This is a genomic window from Brevibacterium sp. ZH18, assembly GCF_022748595.1.
Classification (GTDB): domain Bacteria; phylum Actinomycetota; class Actinomycetes; order Actinomycetales; family Brevibacteriaceae; genus Brevibacterium.
Genome location: NZ_JALDSX010000061.1, coordinates 1 through 17,964 on the forward strand (window position 1 = coordinate 1; position 17,964 = coordinate 17,964).

General features: G+C 64.8%; 13 protein-coding genes and 1 tRNA gene. 4 read left to right on the forward strand and 10 right to left on the reverse strand.

Annotated elements, in window-relative coordinates:
* Positions 1 to 70: 70 nt before the first annotated feature.
* The 8 genes from guaD to MPN20_RS15655 form a co-directional block, all read right to left on the reverse strand.
* On the reverse strand, positions 71 to 1,357 hold the full coding sequence (gene guaD, locus MPN20_RS15620) for a guanine deaminase (protein WP_242783632.1): 1,287 nt from the start codon (positions 1,355 to 1,357) through the stop codon (positions 71 to 73).
* Between the two features lie 23 nt (positions 1,358 to 1,380).
* Positions 1,381 to 2,202: a xanthine dehydrogenase accessory protein XdhC gene (gene xdhC, locus MPN20_RS15625; protein ID WP_347566842.1), complete on the reverse strand. Its 822-nt coding sequence runs from the start codon at positions 2,200 to 2,202 to the stop codon at positions 1,381 to 1,383.
* Positions 2,199 to 4,580, reverse strand: a complete 2,382-nt coding sequence (xdhB, locus tag MPN20_RS15630; RefSeq protein WP_242783635.1) for a xanthine dehydrogenase molybdopterin binding subunit — start codon at positions 4,578 to 4,580, stop codon at positions 2,199 to 2,201. Before xdhB ends, xdhC begins: the two co-directional genes overlap by 4 nt.
* A complete protein-coding gene (locus tag MPN20_RS15635; RefSeq protein ID WP_242783637.1) occupies positions 4,577 to 6,076 on the reverse strand; it encodes an FAD binding domain-containing protein in 1,500 nt (499 codons plus the stop codon). The genes xdhB and MPN20_RS15635 overlap by 4 nt, the downstream gene beginning before the upstream one ends.
* A 213-nt stretch (positions 6,077 to 6,289) precedes the next feature.
* Entirely contained in the window at positions 6,290 to 7,765 is a 1,476-nt protein-coding gene (locus tag MPN20_RS15640; RefSeq protein ID WP_242783639.1) for an NCS2 family permease, read from the reverse strand.
* Between the two features lie 328 nt (positions 7,766 to 8,093).
* A tRNA-Ser gene (locus tag MPN20_RS15645) sits at positions 8,094 to 8,184 on the reverse strand.
* 104 nt (positions 8,185 to 8,288) lie between these two features.
* Positions 8,289 to 8,723, reverse strand: coding sequence for a nucleoside deaminase (locus MPN20_RS15650; RefSeq protein ID WP_242783641.1), 435 nt, complete (start codon positions 8,721 to 8,723; stop codon positions 8,289 to 8,291).
* A 35-nt stretch (positions 8,724 to 8,758) separates the two neighbouring features.
* Entirely contained in the window at positions 8,759 to 9,316 is a 558-nt protein-coding gene (locus MPN20_RS15655) for a tRNA adenosine deaminase-associated protein (RefSeq protein ID WP_242783643.1), read from the reverse strand.
* A gap of 163 nt (positions 9,317 to 9,479) precedes the next feature.
* On the opposite strand from MPN20_RS15655, the gene upp reads away from it, so the two are divergent.
* The 3 genes from upp (at position 9,480) to MPN20_RS15670 (ending at position 12,320) form a co-directional block, all read left to right on the forward strand.
* Complete coding sequence (gene upp, locus MPN20_RS15660) at positions 9,480 to 10,118, forward strand: uracil phosphoribosyltransferase (RefSeq protein ID WP_242783645.1); 639 nt, start codon at positions 9,480 to 9,482, stop codon at positions 10,116 to 10,118.
* Positions 10,119 to 10,484: 366 nt separating this feature from the next.
* Positions 10,485 to 11,243 (forward strand): winged helix-turn-helix transcriptional regulator, encoded by a 759-nt coding sequence (locus tag MPN20_RS15665; protein WP_242783647.1) that lies wholly within the window; start codon positions 10,485 to 10,487, stop codon positions 11,241 to 11,243.
* Positions 11,244 to 11,378: 135 nt separating this feature from the next.
* A complete protein-coding gene (locus MPN20_RS15670) occupies positions 11,379 to 12,320 on the forward strand; it encodes an endonuclease/exonuclease/phosphatase family protein (protein ID WP_242783649.1) in 942 nt (313 codons plus the stop codon).
* A gap of 3 nt (positions 12,321 to 12,323) precedes the next feature.
* Here MPN20_RS15670 and MPN20_RS15675 read toward each other — a convergent pair whose 3' ends face one another.
* Both MPN20_RS15675 and MPN20_RS15680 read right to left on the reverse strand, forming a co-directional pair.
* Positions 12,324 to 13,514, reverse strand: coding sequence for a MarP family serine protease (locus MPN20_RS15675; protein ID WP_242783651.1), 1,191 nt, complete (start codon positions 13,512 to 13,514; stop codon positions 12,324 to 12,326).
* Between the two features lie 5 nt (positions 13,515 to 13,519).
* Positions 13,520 to 14,914, reverse strand: coding sequence for a PrsW family intramembrane metalloprotease (locus tag MPN20_RS15680; RefSeq protein WP_242783653.1), 1,395 nt, complete (start codon positions 14,912 to 14,914; stop codon positions 13,520 to 13,522).
* Positions 14,915 to 15,784: 870 nt separating this feature from the next.
* Between MPN20_RS15680 and MPN20_RS15685 the strand changes: the two genes are divergently transcribed.
* On the forward strand, positions 15,785 to 17,791 hold the full coding sequence (locus MPN20_RS15685; protein ID WP_242783655.1) for an LPXTG cell wall anchor domain-containing protein: 2,007 nt from the start codon (positions 15,785 to 15,787) through the stop codon (positions 17,789 to 17,791).
* The last annotated feature ends 173 nt before the right edge of the window (positions 17,792 to 17,964 follow it).

A 17,964-nucleotide genomic window follows, 5' to 3' on the forward strand; every position in this document is an offset into this window, starting at 1 on the left:
GCGCCCGAAGGGTTGCTGAGTGTGAAAAGTGCTGCGCGAGTGAGCCGCCGTCGGGTGTTCGCTGAGGTCGTCAGCCCTTGACGAGTTCCCCGTCGACCCACACATGGGTGATGTCGGCGGGGGTGCCCAGAGCGAAGATCTTCGCCAGGGCGTCCTCATCGCTGGTTGCGTGCTCGATGCCCACGTCCAGCGGCTGACCCGGTTCGGGCTTGATGAAGGCTGCGTCGAAGCGCTTGCCCACGGACAGGTCGCCGACCTGGTCGGACAGCTCTAAGGCGTCCGCGCCGGCGGCCGTGGCCAGGTAGAGCAGGTGCGCTGAGCTCAGCGGCACTCCCCCAGCGGGGTCGAGCTGCTGCATGAAGTAGGACTGCACACCCTCCTTGAGCAGGGAGAACCCGGTGCCGGCGCCCACATCCGAGCCCAGGGCGACACGGACTCCGGCTTCGAGGTGCCGCCGCAGCGGGAAGAATCCGCTGGCCAGGGTCGAGTTCGAGGTCGGGCAGTGCGCCGAGGCGGCGCCGACCTCGGCCATGCGCGCGAGCTCCCGGTCGCTCGGGTGCACGTTGTGGGCCAGGATCGTCCGTCGCCCCAGCAGTCCCGCCCGGTCATAGGTGTCGAGGTAGTCGAGGGCTTCGGGGAAGAACTCGGCGACGCCGGTGATCTCGTCACGGTTCTCGTTCAGGTGTGAGGTGACCCAGACATCGGGGTTGTCCGCGAGCAACTGCCCGCCTGCAGCCAGCAGGTCACGGCTTGCGGAGAACGAGAAGCGCGGGGTGATCGCGAATCTCAGACGGTCCTTGCCATGCCACCGATCGATGAGTCCCTGACTCTCGGTCACGGACTTCTCGACGTTCGTCAGCAGCGATTCCGGGAGGATCCTGTCGCTGGTGACCAGGCCCGATGTGATCCGCAGACCCACCTCGGCGGCCTGGGCGAAGAAGATGTCCATGGCCGTGGCGAAATGCGAACCGAAGACCATCGCCGAGGTGGTCCCGGCCGAGGTCAGGCCCGTGAGGAATTCCTTCGCGATGGCACCGGCATAAACCTCGTCGGAGAGTTTCTCCTCCTCGGGCAGGGCGCAGTGGTCGAGCCATTCTAGCAGGGGCTTGCCGAGGTAGCCGATCGCGCGCACCTGCGGATAGTGGACGTGGGTGTCGATGAGACCGGGGATGAGGACACCGGAGCGGAGGTCGACCACCTCGGCGTCGGGGTGCTCCTGGCTGGCAGTCGCAAAGTCGGTGCGGGCGATGATCAGTCCGTCGTCGACGATGAGCGCGATGTCGGAGTCGGCGCGCAGGCTGCCTCCGGCGAAGGGACTGGTGGGCGTGTCGAAGACGCGGGCGCGGCAGATGAACATGGTGGTGCTCCTTGATATGAAAGTCAGTGCATGCGGCTGATGAGGTCGGCGGCGACGCTGAGCGCGATCGTCGCCGGACTCTTACCAGGCAGTGCGGGCAGGCCGATGGGGCAGTCGATGACGTCGACGGCCTCGGGCTCGTGGCCATCGGTGATGAGGTTCTTGCGGAAGCGCTGCCATTTGGCGCTCGAGCCGATCAGCCCGATCGAACCCAGATCGCCGCGGGTCAGCGCGGCATCGCACAGGTGCAGATCCTCGGCGTGATCGTGGGTCATGATGAGCACATGCGTGCCCGTCGGCAGATCGGTCAGCACCTGTTCGCCGACGACCGCGAAGGTGCGTCGGATCTTCGCGACCGGCGCTTCCAGTGCATCGAGGGCAGCGAGCTGCTCGGGCCGGGAGTCCGAGACATGCAGATCGATGTCGTGCCGGGACAGGATCCGGGTCAGCTCGAGTCCGATATTGCCGATGCCGAAGATCGCCACCGAGGCGGGGATGGGCAGCGGTTCGAGCAGAACCATCACCTCTCCCCCGCAACACTGGCGACCGTATTTGGCTGGCGCCTTGTCGTTGAGGCGCAGCGTGAGCATCTCGGGTTCGGCGTGCGCGTCGGCGCCCGAACCGCCCGACGCCTTCCCTGACCCGGACGCGAGGATCTCACGAGCGCGGGTGACAGCCGTCATCTCAAGATTGCCTCCGCCGATGGTCCCGTACAGGTCGGCGGCGGTGACGATCAGCTTCGCTCCTGCCTCCCGCGGGGCGTGCCCGCGGACCGAGGCCAGAGTGACGAGGACGGCCGGCACCCGAGCGTTGCGAAGCTCGGCTGCTGTGTCCATCCAGGTCATGACGGAACTCTGAGTCCTTCTGCAGCCTCGCCAGACCCACCAGACCCGGCCGGCTCCCGAACCGATTCGATGGCCCAGAACACGGACTCGGGTGTGGCCGGCGAGTTCAGCTGCACGGACGCGCCGGGCTCACCGAAGGCACCGACGGCATCGCGCAGCGCCTCACGGACCGAGAAGGCGAGCATCAGCGGGGGTTCGCCCACGGCCTTCGAACCGTAGACGGCGCCCTCTTCATGAGCCTTCTCCAGCAGCGAGACGTTGAAGATCTCAGGGGCTTCGGAGAAGCTGGGGATCTTGTAGGTGCTCGCGGCCTGGGTCGCCAGGCGACCGCGGCTGGGCTTGTCTGACTCGTCCCAGCGCAGATCCTCCAGGGTCAGCCACCCGGCGCCCTGGACGAATCCGCCCTCGATCTGGCCGAGGTCGATGAGTGGTGAGAGCGAGTCGCCGACGTCGTGGACGATGTCGACTCGACGCAGCGTGTAGGAGCCGTCGAAGCGGTTGATCTCGACCTCGGCGGCAGCGGCCCCGTAGGCGAAGTACTTGAAGGGCTCCCCGGTCATCAGCGACAGGTCCCAGTGCAGGCCCTCGGTCCGGTAGAACCCTGAGGCCGAAAGCTGGATGCGCTGGAAGTACGCGGCGTTGATGAGCTCTTCCCACGTGATGGTCTTCTTCGACGACAGCGCGCTGACGATGCCGCGACTCACGCTCACCTCGTGGGCGGGTGCCCCGAGGATTCCCGCGGCGACCTGCGTCAGTCGACCCAGGATCTGCTCGCAGGCGTCCTTGACCGCACCGCCGTTGAGGTCGGTGCCGGAGCTCGCCGCCGTCGCCGAGGTGTTGGGGACCTTGTCCGTGCGCGTGGGTGCAAGGCGCACCGTCGACAGAGGCACACCGAGAGTCGTGGCCGCGACCTGCAGCATCTTCATGTGCAGGCCCTGCCCCATCTCGGTGCCGCCGTGGGTGACGAGAACGGAGCCGTCCTTGTAGACGAGCACGAGGGCGCCGCCCTGGTTGAAGGCGGTGAGGTTGAACGAGATCCCGAACTTCACCGGGGTCAGCGCGAGTCCGCGTTTGACGTTGTCGTTGCGGGAGTTGAACTCAGCGATCTCGGCTTCCCGGGCCTCCACCTCGGCGCCGGTGACGACCTGGTCCCAAGCGGCCTCCATGCGATCGGGGTGACGCACGGGCTGGTAGTACGGGGTGTCCTGGCCCGCTTCGTAGAAGTTGCGGCGACGCAGCTCGCGCGCGGAGAACCCGAGCTTCGGGGCGACGCGGCCGAGGATGTCCTCCATGACCAGCATTCCCTGCGGTCCGCCGAATCCGCGGAAGGCGGTCTGCGAGGTCTTGTTGCACTTCGCGATGCGACCGGCCACCCGGATATTGGGCACCCAGTAGGCGTTGTCGATGTGGCACATGGCGCGGGTGAGAACGGGCTCGGACAGGTCGAGGCTCCAGCCGCCGTCGGCAGTCAGCGTCGCGTCGAGGGCGAGGATCTTGCCCTCCTCGGTGAAGCCGATCTTCCACGAGGAGTGGAAGCCGTGGCGCTTGCCGGTCATCGTGATGTCGAGTGTGCGGTCCAGGCGCAGGCGCACGGGACGGCCGGTGAGCTTCGCGCCGAGGGCCGCGAGTGCCGCGTAACCGTGGGGCTGCATCTCCTTGCCGCCGAAGCCGCCGCCCATGCGCAGACACTGGACGGTCACCTCGTGGGCGGGCACGCCGAGCACGTGGGAGACGATGTCCTGCGTCTCGGTCGGATGCTGGGTCGAGCACTGGACGAAGATCTGTCCGTTCTCGTCGACGTAGGCCAGCGAAGCCTGCGTCTCAAGGTAGAAGTGCTCCTGTCCGGCGAACTCGAATTCGCCCTCGAAGACGTGCGCGGCATCGGCGAAGGCGCCGCTGACGTCGCCCTTGTCGATGACGGGTTGGATGCCGTGGAAGCTCTTCGCCTCGATCGCCTCACGCACGGACACCAGCGAGGGCAGCGGTTCGTAGTCGACGGCCACGGCTGCTGCCCCGGCCTTCGCGGCTTCGAGGTCGTTGCCGAGGACCCACACGATGGGCTGACCGAAGAACATGACTTCATCGACCGGCAGCATCGGCTCGTCGTGCTTGACGCCCTGGTCGTTGATGCCGGGGATGTCCGCGGCGGTGATGACCTTGACGACGCCCGGCACCGCGTAGGCGGGAGCGACGTCGACGGAGGTCAGCTTCGCGTGTGCCTGGGTCGACTGCACGGGGAAGGCGTGGAGGACTCCGGTCAGACGTCCGACCAGGTCATCGGTGTAGAGGGCCGCTCCGGTGACGTGACCGAAGGCGGACTCGTGGTGGTGGCTCTCGCCGACGATGGGGTCGACGGGGCGCTGTGACAGCTGGCTCATCGTGCCGCCTCCTTCTCCGATGCCGGACCTCCCGAGGCGTTCAGCACCTCGGCGTAGAAGCGCTCCAATGAGGACCGCAGCATCGCGGTACGGTATTTCGCGCTTGCCCGGTGGTCGTCCATCGGGGTGCCTTCAGCGGCCAGGGTGTCCGCGGCCGCGCGCACGGTCTCGAGCGTCCAGGGTGCGCCTTCGAGCAGGGCTTCAGTCGCCGTGGCGCGAAGCGGGGTCGCGGCGACTCCGCCGAGTCCCAGTCGGGCTGTGGTGACAATGCCGTCTTCGACGGTCACGGCGTAGCCGATGGCGACGGAGGAGATGTCGTCGAAGCGGCGCTTCGCGATCTTCTGGAACGAGGTCAGCGGGGCCAGCGGCAGCGGGATGCGGATCGCAGCGATGAGTTCGCCCGGCTCGCGCACGGTCTGCCGATAGCCGGTGAAGTAATCGGCCAAGTCGACGACCCGTGATCCCGTCGCCGAGGCGAGGACGAGTTCGGCTTCGAGCGCCAGCAGTGCCGGCGGGGTGTCGCCGATGGGCGATCCGGTGCCCAGGTTGCCGCCGATCGTGGCTGCGTTGCGGATGAGGCGGGAGGCGAACTGCGGGAGCAGCTTGCCCAGCAGCGGGATCGTACCGGCGAGCTCGCGTTCGAGTTCGGTCAGGGTGTGGGCGGCGCCGATCTCGACGAAATCCTCGGTGTATCGGATGCCGCGGAGTTCGGGCAGGCGGTCGATCGCGAGGATCGACTTCGCACGTGCGCCCTTGATGTTGACCTCGACGCCCCAGTCGGTGGCCCCGGCGATCACGATGGTCTCGGGTTCGGCGGCAAGGATGTCGAGCGCCTCGGCGAGGGTGGAGGGACGACGGAATCGTCCCGGTTCCCCGGTGGCGGTGTCGGCGCGGGTAATGTCGGTACTCGCCGAGGTGGGGGCCGGCTGATCGCGTCGTGCGGCGATCGCGTCGCCGGCTTCGGGCTGGCCGAGGGCGTAGGCGGCGTCGCGGATGGGGCGGTAGCCGGTGCAGCGGCAGAGGTTGCCGGACAGGGAGTGGATGTCGAAGCCGTTGGGTCCGCAGTGGTGGTCCGACCCTGCAGCGTCGCCTGCACGTTCGGGTCGGTAGTATTCGGCGGCCATGGAGCAGATGAATCCGGGGGTGCAGTACCCGCACTGGGATCCTCCGCGGACGGCCATCTCCTCTTGCACGGGGTGGAAGTGCTCACCCTCAGCGAGGCCTTCGGCGGTGATGACTTCCTGCCCGTCGAGCGCGGCTGCGGGGAGGAGGCATGAGTTGATCGAGGTCCACCGGGTCCCTCCATCGGAGTCGGGGCGGGCGACCATGATCGCGCAGGCACCGCATTCACCTTCGGCACAGCCTTCTTTGGCTGCAGTCAGTCCTTCGCCGCGGATGAAGTCCAGGGCATTCGTATGTGGTGTGCCGGTGAATTCGTGAGCGGTACCGTTCACAGAAATCTCGGCGGTGGAACGTTCGGTCGCCATTGCTGACATCGCACTTACCTCCTGCGCCTCATCAATGCGGCGCGCAGTGCATGGTTAGAACAATTGCTTCGTTCCTCGAGCTTCTGGTTATCCATGCGAACAGCAGCGAAGAACGTCATGTCGCGGCACGGGTCTCATACCCATTGCGCCGACGACTCAATCGTCCTCAGCACCCGTGTGCGATCTGACCTTTCGACCAGGCTGTGATCTCAGACATATTCGTCATGCTCCCAAGATAGCCGAAATCGGTCCGCGAACGAAGTACAGGACGAATCCGGCGGAGACGACCCACAGGAGCCAGTGGACATCGCGGCCGCGCTTGCTCATCACGTGGATGAGTGCCCAGGAGATGAATCCGACGCCGATGCCGTTGGCGATCGAGTATGTCAGCGGCATCGTCACCATGGTCAGGAACACCGGCAGCGAGGTCCGGAAGTCGCTCATGTCGATCTCGCGGATCTGGGTGACCATCATGGCGCCGACGACGACGAGTGCCGCAGCACCGGCTTCCATCGGAATGACTCCGATGAGCGGGGCGAAGAACATCGACAGCAGGAACAGAACACCGGTGACGATGGCCGCCAGTCCTGTCCGGGCGCCCTCGGCGATTCCAGCAGCAGCGTCGACGAACACGGTGTTCGACGAGGCGGAGGCTCCACCACCGGCAACGGCACCGAGGCCCTCGACGATGAATGCGCCGCGGATGCGAGGGAACATTCCGTCAGAGGTCTGCAGTCCGGCGCTGCGGGCGAGACCGGTCATCGTACCCATGGCGTCGAAGAAGTTCGTGAACACCAGGGTGAAGACGAGCATCGTCGCGGCGAGCACGCCGATGCGCTCGAAGGAGCCGACGAGGTCGAAGGCACCGATGAGTGAGAAGTCCGGCAGAGCGACGATCTGGCTCGGGATCTCCGGAGCGGAGAGGTTCCAGCCCAGAGGGTCCGGGTTGACCGGATCGCCGACGGTGCCGAGCTTTGCGAAGGCCTGGATGACCATCGCCAGGATCGTGGCCACGACCATGCCGATGAGGATTCCGCCCGGGACCTTCCGCGCCAAGAGGACCGCGATGAGGATGAGCGCGAAGAGGAAGACGACAGTCGGCAGGGATCCGATCGAACCGTCCTGTCCCAGCTGGACGGGAGGCCCGGCCGGCGTACGGGTGACGAATCCGGAGTTGACGAAGCCGATGAACGCGATGAACAGGCCGATGCCGACCGTGATCGCGACCTTGAGCGCGTGGGGAACGGCGTTGAAGATCGCGGTGCGGATGCCCGTGGCTCCGAGGATGACGATGATGACGCCGTTGATGACCACGAGTCCCATGGCCTCAACCCAGGTGACTTCCTGGACCACGGAGACGGCCAGGAAGCTGTTCATGCCCAGTCCCGCCGCAAGTGCGAACGGGAGCCGTGCGACGACGCCGAAGAGGATCGTGATGACGCCGGCGATGAGGCCGGTGACAGCGGTCAGCTGGGCGAAGTCGAGCGAGTTGCCCGCGACGTCCTGGGAACCTCCGAGGATGAGCGGGTTGAGGACCACGATGTACGCCATCGCCACGAAGGCGACTATGCCTCCGCGGATCTCCTGCTTGATCGAGGAACCTCGGGCTGTGATTTCGAAGAATCTGTCGAGCGGACCGGACTTTCCGGTGTCCTCGGGGGCGATAGTCGTGTCCCGCCCTTGATCGTTGTCAGCCATTTCCATGGACCACCTCTGGTTGTTCGATTTGATCAGTCGCCGGCATCGTCGTCGACGACTCTGCGCCTTGAAGACTCTGCGCCTTGAACATGCGCAATGAAACAGAACCCTCATCGCCTCCGCGACAGTATCCCCGTGAGCAGAATGACTTTTCCGCATAACGGAAAGAAGTTTCTATTTCATCAGGACAGTTTGGCCGCTCTTCAAAGATGTGTCAATCGTCACACCTGCGGGGCAGGAGATCGAGATCGAATCGCGTCATTGCGACTGCAGACCACCTGACATGACGAATCCCCTGCCCAGCGCTTGCCTGGCAGGGGATTCCATGTGGCGGTGGCGGTGGGATTTGAACCCACGGTACGGGGTTACCGTACACAACATTTCGAGTGTTGCACCTTCGGCCGCTCGGACACGCCACCGCGGACAACTTTACAGTCAGGCCGACGCGACGGCCAAATCGAGCGACAGTGACCTGAACCACGCCGCTGAGACAGCGGCTCGACCTGCAGCGAAGGCAGGCGAACTACCCCCGTTTGGCACTGAAGAAGTCGCTGAGCAGCGCCCGACACTCCCCCGCAGAGACTCCGCTGGTGACCTCCGGGTGATGGAGTGCCGCACGGTCACGCAGCAGATCCCATACCGACCCTGCAGCGCCGGCCTTCTCGTCAAACGCCCCGTAGACGACGCGTGCGATGCGTGCGCCGACGGCAGCTCCCGCGCACATTGCGCAGGGCTCGAGGGTGACGACGAGCGTGCAGCCCTCGAGGCGCCAACGTCCAGTCGCCTCGGCGGCGTCATGCAGGGCGGCGAGCTCGGCGTGCCCGAGCGGATCCTGATCGATCTCGCGTCGATTATGACCGCGCCCGATCACGCGACCATCGCCGTCGAGGACGACTGCCCCGACGGGAACGTCGTCGTGCTCGATCGCCAGGACAGCCTCGGCGAGGGCAAGGGCCATCCGGGCCTCATCTACAGGGTCCGGCGCGAGGGAACTCAGCGGGCGGCCTCGAGCTGATCGGCGAACCCGACGGTCTCGCCGACGTGGGCGACCACGCGGGCCGGGTCCGACCGGTACTTCTCCACCTGTTCGATCAGGCCTGCGGCACTGACACCGCGGTCGGCGTAGATGTCGACGTCGCCGCCCCATTCGGCGTCGGCGTCGAACTCGAGCATCTCGACCTCTTCGTCTTCTTCTTCCTCGTCATCCTCGCCTTCGACGTCATCGTCGTCGGCACCGAACTCCTCTTCCGGCTCTGCCTCATAGGCATCCGGCTGAGCGTCGAGGTAGTCCGCGAAGATCTCCGCGAAAGGACTGAGTTCGACGGCGCGAAGGTCGGACAGGAATACCTTGACCTCGTTGTCGGCGCACAGACGCACGAGGCCGAACCATTCGTCCTCGTGTTCGATGACAGCGATCGCCTCACCGTCGTCGGACCCGGCAGTGCGCATCATATCGACGAGGCTGTCGAGGTCGGGGCAGTCCCGAACGTCGACATCGAGGGCACGAAAACCATCGCTTGATTCGGCAAGGATCTCAGTGAAGTAGGACATGCTCCCATTGTGACCGTTTCCAAGTTCTTTCACCACACTTCCACGCCCTCAAGTGAGAAGTTCTGCCTCGTTCGGGCGAGAAGCTCACCATCCGCTGTCACGACCCGCCCACGCTCGTGCGCCCATCTGTGCTCCTGAGGCCTGTTGCCCGTACCATTTCCTTATGCGCCTTCATGTAGCCGATCACCCGCTCATCGCCCACAAACTCAGCGTCCTGCGAGATCAGAACACCGATTCCGCTCGCTTCAGGCAGCTCACCGAAGAGCTCGTGATGCTCCTTGCCTATGAGGCCACCCGCTCCGTGGCCGTCGAAGACAAAGAGGTCACGACCCCCGTCTCAACGTTCACAGGCACCACCCTGGCCGCACCCCGCCCGGTCGTCGTCCCGATTCTGCGCGCGGGCCTGGGCATGCTCGACGGGATGCTGCGCATCCTGCCCACCGCCGAGGTCGGCTTCCTGGGCATGGTCCGCGATGAGGAGACGTTCGAGCCCAGCGCCTATGCCGATCGTCTGCCTGATGATCTCAGCGGACGTCAGATCTTCGTCGTCGATCCGATGCTCGCCACAGGCGGAACTCTGGCCATGGCCATCGACTTCCTCCTTGCCCGAGGCGCGCGTGACGTGACAGCAGTCTGCCTCGTCAGCGCCCCTGAAGGCGTGCGTCGGATCGAGAAGGACTACGCGGAGTCCGCGAACGTCGAGATCTACACGGCGGCACTCGACGAGAAGCTCAACGAGAAGGGCTACATCGTCCCGGGCCTCGGCGACGCCGGCGATCGGATGTACGGAATCGTCGACTGAGCGACGGAGCTGCGCACCCGTGCCCGACCCGGATGACGCCGCCCCCTCCTTCGTCACATTTCGTCACATTCGTCTCATTTTCGGGGATTTCTTTGCACCCCCAGAGTTTTGTGACAAATAATGAAGCCATGACTTCGACGACTCACACGGCGCGAATGCGCCCCGCAGACATGTGTATGCTCTGCGTTCGTTGCCGGTGACCGACCTCCCGCTGTCCGGCCTCGAACGAGATCACGCACGTTTTGCAGCGGACTCATTCAGTCACACAGACCCACAGGGTCGAAGCAAAGGACAGCCATGTCGAATCCAGAACCAGATTTCGTTCACCCCCGCAGTGCAGTTGCCACCCGTCGCGCAGGAGCTCGGTTGAGCGCAGTCGATCCGCAGAACCCGCCGCACACCTACGGCCCTGCCGGCGTCGTGCCCTCACCGAAGGCCGCTCGCGGAATCATCGTCTACATCGGCCTCGATGAGTCGAAGGCCGCTGCCGACGGAACCAACCTCTCCGCCATCGCCGGGGAACTGCAGGCCTACGCCAAAGAACTCGCCTCACAGGCAGAGACCCAGGCTGTCATCGCGCTTGCTCCAGAAGGCCGCGGCAGCGATATCGACGCCGTGCGGGCCGTAGCCAACGGCTCCCCCGCCGCCACCGGAACTCCGGCCGGCAACCACGGTCCTGTCCGCTCGCGCATCCCGAACCGCATCCATCCGCCGGCTCTGCGCAATGATTCCGATCAGCAGCTGACCGGTGGTGCACCCACCGGCGGATTCGGTTCTCGCCTCGGCGACAGCTTCGCCGGTGCGGCCAGCGAACGCCTGCGCATCGACATCCCGCGCCGCGAGGTTCGCATCGACGGTGAACTCGTCGACGTCACGACCAAGGAATTCGACCTGCTCGCAACGTTGGTCTCTCACGCGGACTCGACGCTGCCGCGCGAAGACCTCATCGACGCCGTCTGGTCAGGAGGCGATGCGCCCGACGAGCGCACCGTCGACGTCCACATCCGTCGCCTGCGCAGGCGCCTGGGCGAATACGCTTCAGTGATCCGCACGATGAGAGGCACGGGCTACCGCTACGACACCCACCCCGATGTCACCGTGTGGAGTGCCACCGCGCACCGCTGAGTCCACCGCGCACCGCTGAATCGGCACCAGTCACCTGAGCTTCCTCCGTTCAAGTGAATCTCGTGTGACCAAGTGAGCCAGATCGCATGAGTCACCCAGCATCAGGACAGGATCAGCGGTTAAGCTTCAATATCGATGAACCAGGCAATTCCGCGCCCCAGAAAGACGCATAAGCCCACCAAGGGGATCACAGCGCTGATCTTCGGTGCGCTCTATGCGGCATTCCTGCTACTCCATCACCTACTTCCCTCACGGCTGGGCATCGCCCTGATCATCGAAAGCATTCTGCCCTGGACGGGCGTCTTCCTCGCGCTTGTGCTTCTGATGTTCCTCATCCGCTTCTCGGTTCTCTCCGCGATCGGCTTCCTGGTCCCGACCATCGTCTGGGCATCCATGTTCGGTGCCGCACTGCTGCCGGCCAAAGACGCCGGCACTTCAGATCTGACCGTGGCCACCCACAATGTGGGGGCCCGGATGCCGCAGCCCACAGCTGCGGCGCAGAACATCGTCTCAGCCGATCCGGACATCGTCACGATCCAAGAACTCGAATCCCTGTCCGGAAAGATCATCCACAAGGAGCTCGACTCCGCTTTCACCCATTCCCAGGTCGTCGATACGATCGGAGTCTGGTCCAAGTGGCCGATGTCCGCCCCCGAGGAGATCGACCTCGGTCTGCAATGGCCGCGGGCCTTCGCAACCACGATCTCCACCGATCACGGTGACATCCGGTTCTACGCCGTGCACATGCCGTCGGTGCGTCCCGGCCACGAGGCCATGCGCAACGCTGCGATCCGTCGACTGGCGACCGCAGTCCAAACCGACGGCGCCGACCATGTCATCGTTGCCGGAGACTTCAACACGGCCACGACCGACAGCAACTTCTCCGAGCTGACTTCCCATCTCGAGGATTCCCGCGCCGAGACGCACGGCGGATTCGGCTTCACCTGGCCCTCGCAGTTCCCTGTCACCCGTCTCGACCATGTGCTCTATCGCGGGTTCGACGCCACCTCGGACAAAGTCCTCGACCGCGGATCCAGCGACCACCGAGCCGTCATCGCGGGCCTCGACCTCAAGTAGGCATCACCCTGTGCACTGCCCCGTCGGCTGGGGTGTGCGATTCTCCTCACCGGCCTCCAGCTCATCAGCGATCTCGGCTCGGGTGAGCGCATAGCCGGTCTCTTCATCGGTGGCTGATCGGGCGAAGACCATTCCCACGACTTTCCCGTCAGCGTCGAGCAGCGGCCCGCCCGAGTTACCTTCGCGAACGATGCCGCGCAGCGAATAGACCTCACGCACCACGGAATCGGAGTCGTAGATGTCGAGTCCTCGTGCGTTGACCGTCTCACGCACTCGTGAAGGGGAGATCGTGTAGGGACCGTTCTCGGGGAACCCGGCGACCACAGAGTCGTCACCGGGGCCAAGGGGTTTGCCGAAGTCGAGGGCGGGAGCCTCCATGTCCGGAACTCGGAGCACGGCGACGTCGGCTTGCGGATCGAATTCGACCACTTCGGCGGGGTAGGGCCTGCCCTTGCCTCCGACCTGGACCGCGAGCTCTGAGGAACCCGCCACCACGTGAGCATTGGTCGCAACGAGACCGTCGGCGTAGACGAATCCAGAACCCTCAGAACCCGCTGGACACGAGGTGGCGGTGGTCGTGATCTTGACGACCGAGCCTTCAACGCTGCGCCCGACGTCGACCATCGCCGAATCCGGTTTGCCGACTCCGCGGATCTGCTCCGTCTGGCCGGAGAACACCTGCGGGAATCCGGTGGCCTTGAGCGTCGAGGAGATGTCACCGAGCGCCATCTGAGAGGAATACGGAATCGTTCGGTCGATCGCCGCGATCACGGTGGAATCGGCGACCCAGCGATTCGGTTCGACGAGCGGAGTCGTCCGAATGAAGCCAGCGGCGAGCCAGACGACGAGGACGTAGACGACACCGGCGGTGATCGTACCGCCGATCGAGTCGATGCCCTGCCCCAGCTCGGAGTCCATAGAGCGCTTGATCCACGCGCCAATCCCATTTCCTGCGAAAGCGAAGAGAACGCTGAGGACGAGCGGCATGGAGGCCAGGAGCATGCCGAGTCCAGGGTTGTCCATCGCTGTGGTGCCCTCGCTGAGCCTCTCGACCAAGGGCGAGAGCAGGCGACCGACGATCCATCCGACGATGAACCCGGCCGCCGTGCCAAGGCCGATGATGAAACCCTGGCGGAAGCCGGCGAAGAGCGCAGCGATTCCGACCAGGACGATGATGACGTCGACCAGCACCATGAGGGCTATCGCGCCACTCTTCTCGACGCAGCGAGGAGGCGGTCACGAGCCGAGGAGAAGTCTTTGAGCTGGAATTCCTCGATCTTCCGTTCTTCGGCTCCGCCGATACCGGCGAGGAGTCGCATGCGTGTAGTCGAGAGTTTGCCCGAGGTGCGGATCATCGTGCGCATCTCCTCCTTGCCGCCAGGGAACGAATCGGCCCAGCGCTTGCCGTGCTTGCGGCCCTTCCAGGTTCCGAGCATGTCCACCTCCGCGTGGGAGAGCCAGCCGGAATTCGCATAGTCACCGAGCATGTTGAGCGTGTGCAGACGCTCGCTGCGACGCAGGATCAGACCCAGCACCACCCAGCACGAGGTGAGGATGAAGCTGAGGACGATGAGACCGATGATCTGGGCGATGAAGCCGAGCTCTCCCAGTCCGGTCATCGTTCCGTTCCAGATTGCGTGGAGGACCATGCCCAAGAGGAGACCTGGCAGCCACATGAGGACGACGGCCCACCAGGGCCATTTGCGTGCGGCGAATCCGATCGTCACGCCGGCACACGTCGAGAAGACGGTATGCAGCAGGGGTGAGCACAGGCAGCGCATGACGAAGGTGAGCAGCAGTCCGCCGACGGCTTGTTCGTTCCAGGCATTTCCGAGGTAGAGGACGTTCTCGGTGAAGGCGAAGCCTGCGCCGATGAGAGCTCCGTAGACGAGACCGTCGAGCGGTCCTTCGAAATACCTGCGGGCGGCGAGGACGAGGACGACGAGGAGCGCAGTCTTCGTGGTCTCCTCGATGATCGGCGCCTGGACGATGGTGCCGAGTTCGTCGGGCACTCCCCCGAAGCCGGCGAGGTAGAGGGCAACCTGACCAATCAGAGTGACGAACAGAGTGAGGACGACTGCTGCGACGGCACCCCACAGCAGGCAGAGCCCGAGGATGAGCTTCGGCTGCGGCTTCCACCGATCGAGCCACAGGACGTAGGCGACGATGCCGATCAGCGGGATCGCGGACAGTCCGACCAGGCCGAAGATCTTCAGTCCGAAGCTCAGTCCGCCCACGAGAGCGAGGATGAGCAGCCCGACCGTGAGACCTGCTACGGCGATGATACCCAGGACCAGACGGACGACGTTGCCGGTCGACCCGGGTTCTTCGGCAGGCTGGGACTGCCGGACCGCGCCGGTCCAGGGCGTCTCCGAAACCATCTGCTGCGGTGCCTGCATCGTTGCCCGGACCCGCATCTCCTGAGTCACGGTCGGCGCGAATCGCGGCTGTTCGTACACGCGCGGCTGCATCGGGGGCTGGCCGTATCCCTGGGGTTGGCCCTGCATCGGGGGCTGGCTGTATCCCTGAGGCTGGCCGTATCCCTGAGGTTGTCCCATCGGGCCGCCGAGGTTGGGGTTGCCGTGATTCCGCATCTGCGGGTTCATCCCCGGTTGGGGAATCTGTCGCTGCTGCTGGGGCTGGGGTTGGGGTTGGGGTTGGGGTTGCTGGGGTTGGGGCTGAAAGCCCGGGCCATGCTGTGAACCGGGGCCTGGCCGCTGAGGCTGAGGCTGAGGCTGAGCCGCCGGGTTCGGACGGAAACGATCATTGTTCGACCGCGCAGGCTGTGGCTGTCCGGGCTGGGGCGGAGGTCCCTGCCGAGGTGGCTGCCCCTGTGGCATGGGCGGCTGCTGCGGCGGACGCTGCTGAGCCGGGGGCTGCCGATTGGGCGGCATCTGTCGGTTCGGGGGCGCCTGTCGGTTCGGGGGCACCTGGCCGCCCTGAGATCCGGGCGTGTTCGGCGGAGTCCCGGGATTCCTGGGATCAGCGACCCGTGGCGGTTGCGCACGTTGGGACTCGGGATTGCCCGAGTGTGTGCCGTGCTGCGAGTCGGGGCCGTTTCCTGGGCCCGCCTGTTCCGACATATATCGTCCTTCATCGTGGGGAGTAACCGCATTGCCAAGTTTACGGTCGAACACTGGCTCCTGGTCGAGTTTGATGTGTCTGTACAGCAACAGTCCAGCCCTGAAGAAGGTCCACTCACGTTCGATGGCATGTGGATGACGGTTCGGTTCTCGGGCCGGTTCAGAACTCCCCCGCGCCACGATGCGAGCTCATTGAGAGCAGACACCCGTCAGCACCTCTCTGACCTCAGGGTTCTCTGAAATCAGCCAGGCATCTCTGTCCACAGCCTCATTGATGTCGCCGCTGACTCGCGTTCGTCTTCCTGTGGATCGTGCAGAGTGAATTCACAGGCAGATTTTCTCCTCTGGTCATGACCATGCCGCTCACCGTGAAATCAACGTATGACTACTCGCAGACGCTTCACTCTCCGCTCCGCTCTCCTTCTTGTGGTGTTCGCCCTGGCCTCAGCCATCGGGCTGGGGCCCGCAATGGCCCAGGGCCCACCCGGTCCTCTCGGCGAAGTCCCGATGCTCAAGGCGTCGGATACCTATGGCCCTGGCCTCTGGCACCACGCGCCGCAGGGCAAGACCTGGTATGGCTCGTATCGAACTTTCAAGAACACTCAGGCTTATTGCATCGACGCCGGCAAACAGTCTCCGTTGCCCAAATACTTCACCGACTCGAAGCCTGAGAAGATCACGACCGCGCAGACGGCCTGGGCCCTGTACGAACATTCCGGTTCGACCTCGAAAGATGTGCATGCCGCGCTGAGCGCCATGGCCCGACTCGACAAGTCGATCCCCCACGACCACAAGGTTCCACCGCAGAAGCCCGGCGAGCTGGGCGAGAAGTTCGCAGGAAGTGCGAAGCAGTTTGCGAAGATCACCGCCGACGCGAAGAAGTTCGCCGGACCGTACACCTTGGATGTCACCCTGACACCTGTCCTCGACATGCCTGTGCTCGAGCCATACGGCGCGTCGAAGCCGAAGACGGCGCAGCAACCGGCTCCCGAGTTCAGCTCCGCCACCGGAGACGACTCCGCTGGCGACTCCGGAGACGACTCCGGTGGCGACTCCGGTGGCGACGGGACTCTGCGCCTCCCCACCGCCGGCAAGGTCGGACTCACTGTCTCTTTGACCAGCGCTTCCGGCGCACAAGTGCCCGACATCCCGATCACACTCAAGGTCACCGGGGTCGAAGACGCCCCGACCACACTCACCAGCGGGATGAAGGCGACGGTGAAGACTCTCGGCTTGGCAGGACCGGGAACAGTCACAGCCAAAGCGACGGCGAAGGTCGCTCCCGACACGGTCCTGCTCTATGAGCCGCACAAGACGAAGCGGATCCAACGTGTGGTCACCCCGGACAAACCCACAGAAATCGCGGCACAGGCCTCCGTCGACATGTCGTCACAGCCGCGCGTCACGACAGAGATCTCCGATCAGACCCCTCAGCCGGGCGACTCGATCACTGATGAGTTCACCGTCTCCGGCCTCGTGGGCGATCACACCGTCACCGTCGAGCATGAACTGTGGCGAACAGCTTCAGCACCGGAACAGGGAAAGCAGAACGACGACGCCGAGGTGATCGGTCGAGTCACGTCGAACGACATCGGAAACGGCACGCACCGATCCGCAGAGATCATGGTTCCCGACGATTTCGAAGGGTGGATGTACTTCACCGAGACGATCGCCGCAGACAAGCACACCACCGAGTGGAAAGGCATCCACGGGCAGCCGCGGGAAACGGGATTCGTTCCCTGGTCGCCAACGGCCGAAACCGATGCCGTCCTCGAGGGCGACTCCGTCCACGACGAGGTCAGGCTGAGCGGGCTGCGCCCCGGTTCCGAAGCAGTGGTCACGGTGACTGCCTATCATTCGGAATCGGAGCCGAAGCAGTCGAAGAAGGTTCAAGGTAAGAAACTGAATTCCCAGGACATCACCGTCGTTGCTGATCAGGATGGCCACGCAGAGGTGAGCACGGAGGCGATCGACATGCCGCTCGGCTGGGTGACATTCGTGACCAGCGTTGCCGAGACCGAAGTCAACCAGGGATGGACAAGTGACTGGGGCATCCCAGCAGAGACCGTTCACCGTCCGCCCGAAGAGACGCCGAGCACGCCACCAGAGGAACCGTCCACTCCCCCTGCTCCTCCGGAACAACCCAGCACACCGCCCGAGCAACCCTCGACTCCGCCTGCACCCCCGGTGGAACCCGCCCCGCCAGAGGCACCGGAGGCCCCACCGGTCGCTCCGGTCGCAGAACAGCCTGAGGCACCGACTCCCCCGGCACAGCTGCCGCGGACAGGAGCCACCGGCAACGGGATGCTCGTCGGTGCGGGGATCTTCCTCATCGGGCTCGGGGCCGCAGCCCTCCTGATCACCGGCCGACGCAGGAACAGGGAATGATGAATCGACAACACAAGTCGAGGGGCACAGCACACGAATCCACGTGTGCTGTGCCCCTCGGGCAGTTCGGGCAGGCGATGCTAGGGCGTGTCTCCTTTATTGACCATTCCAGGACTGGCACGGTGGAGACGTGACTACACAGCAACGACACCGAGTCTTCACTGATGAGCAGT

Coding starts and splice junctions, on each gene's coding strand:
- guaD (WP_242783632.1), bottom strand. CDS start 1,357: ATGTTCATCTGCCGCGCCCGCGTCTTCGACACGCCCACCAGTCCCTTC.
- xdhC (WP_347566842.1), bottom strand. CDS start 2,202: ATGACCTGGATGGACACAGCAGCCGAGCTTCGCAACGCTCGGGTGCCG.
- xdhB (WP_242783635.1), bottom strand. CDS start 4,580: ATGAGCCAGCTGTCACAGCGCCCCGTCGACCCCATCGTCGGCGAGAGC.
- MPN20_RS15635 (WP_242783637.1), bottom strand. CDS start 6,076: ATGTCAGCAATGGCGACCGAACGTTCCACCGCCGAGATTTCTGTGAAC.
- MPN20_RS15640 (WP_242783639.1), bottom strand. CDS start 7,765: ATGGCTGACAACGATCAAGGGCGGGACACGACTATCGCCCCCGAGGAC.
- MPN20_RS15650 (WP_242783641.1), bottom strand. CDS start 8,723: ATGGCCCTTGCCCTCGCCGAGGCTGTCCTGGCGATCGAGCACGACGAC.
- MPN20_RS15655 (WP_242783643.1), bottom strand. CDS start 9,316: ATGTCCTACTTCACTGAGATCCTTGCCGAATCAAGCGATGGTTTTCGT.
- upp (WP_242783645.1), top strand. CDS start 9,480: ATGCGCCTTCATGTAGCCGATCACCCGCTCATCGCCCACAAACTCAGC.
- MPN20_RS15670 (WP_242783649.1), top strand. CDS start 11,379: ATGAACCAGGCAATTCCGCGCCCCAGAAAGACGCATAAGCCCACCAAG.
- MPN20_RS15675 (WP_242783651.1), bottom strand. CDS start 13,514: ATGGTGCTGGTCGACGTCATCATCGTCCTGGTCGGAATCGCTGCGCTC.
- MPN20_RS15680 (WP_242783653.1), bottom strand. CDS start 14,914: ATGCGGAATCACGGCAACCCCAACCTCGGCGGCCCGATGGGACAACCT.
- MPN20_RS15685 (WP_242783655.1), top strand. CDS start 15,785: ATGACTACTCGCAGACGCTTCACTCTCCGCTCCGCTCTCCTTCTTGTG.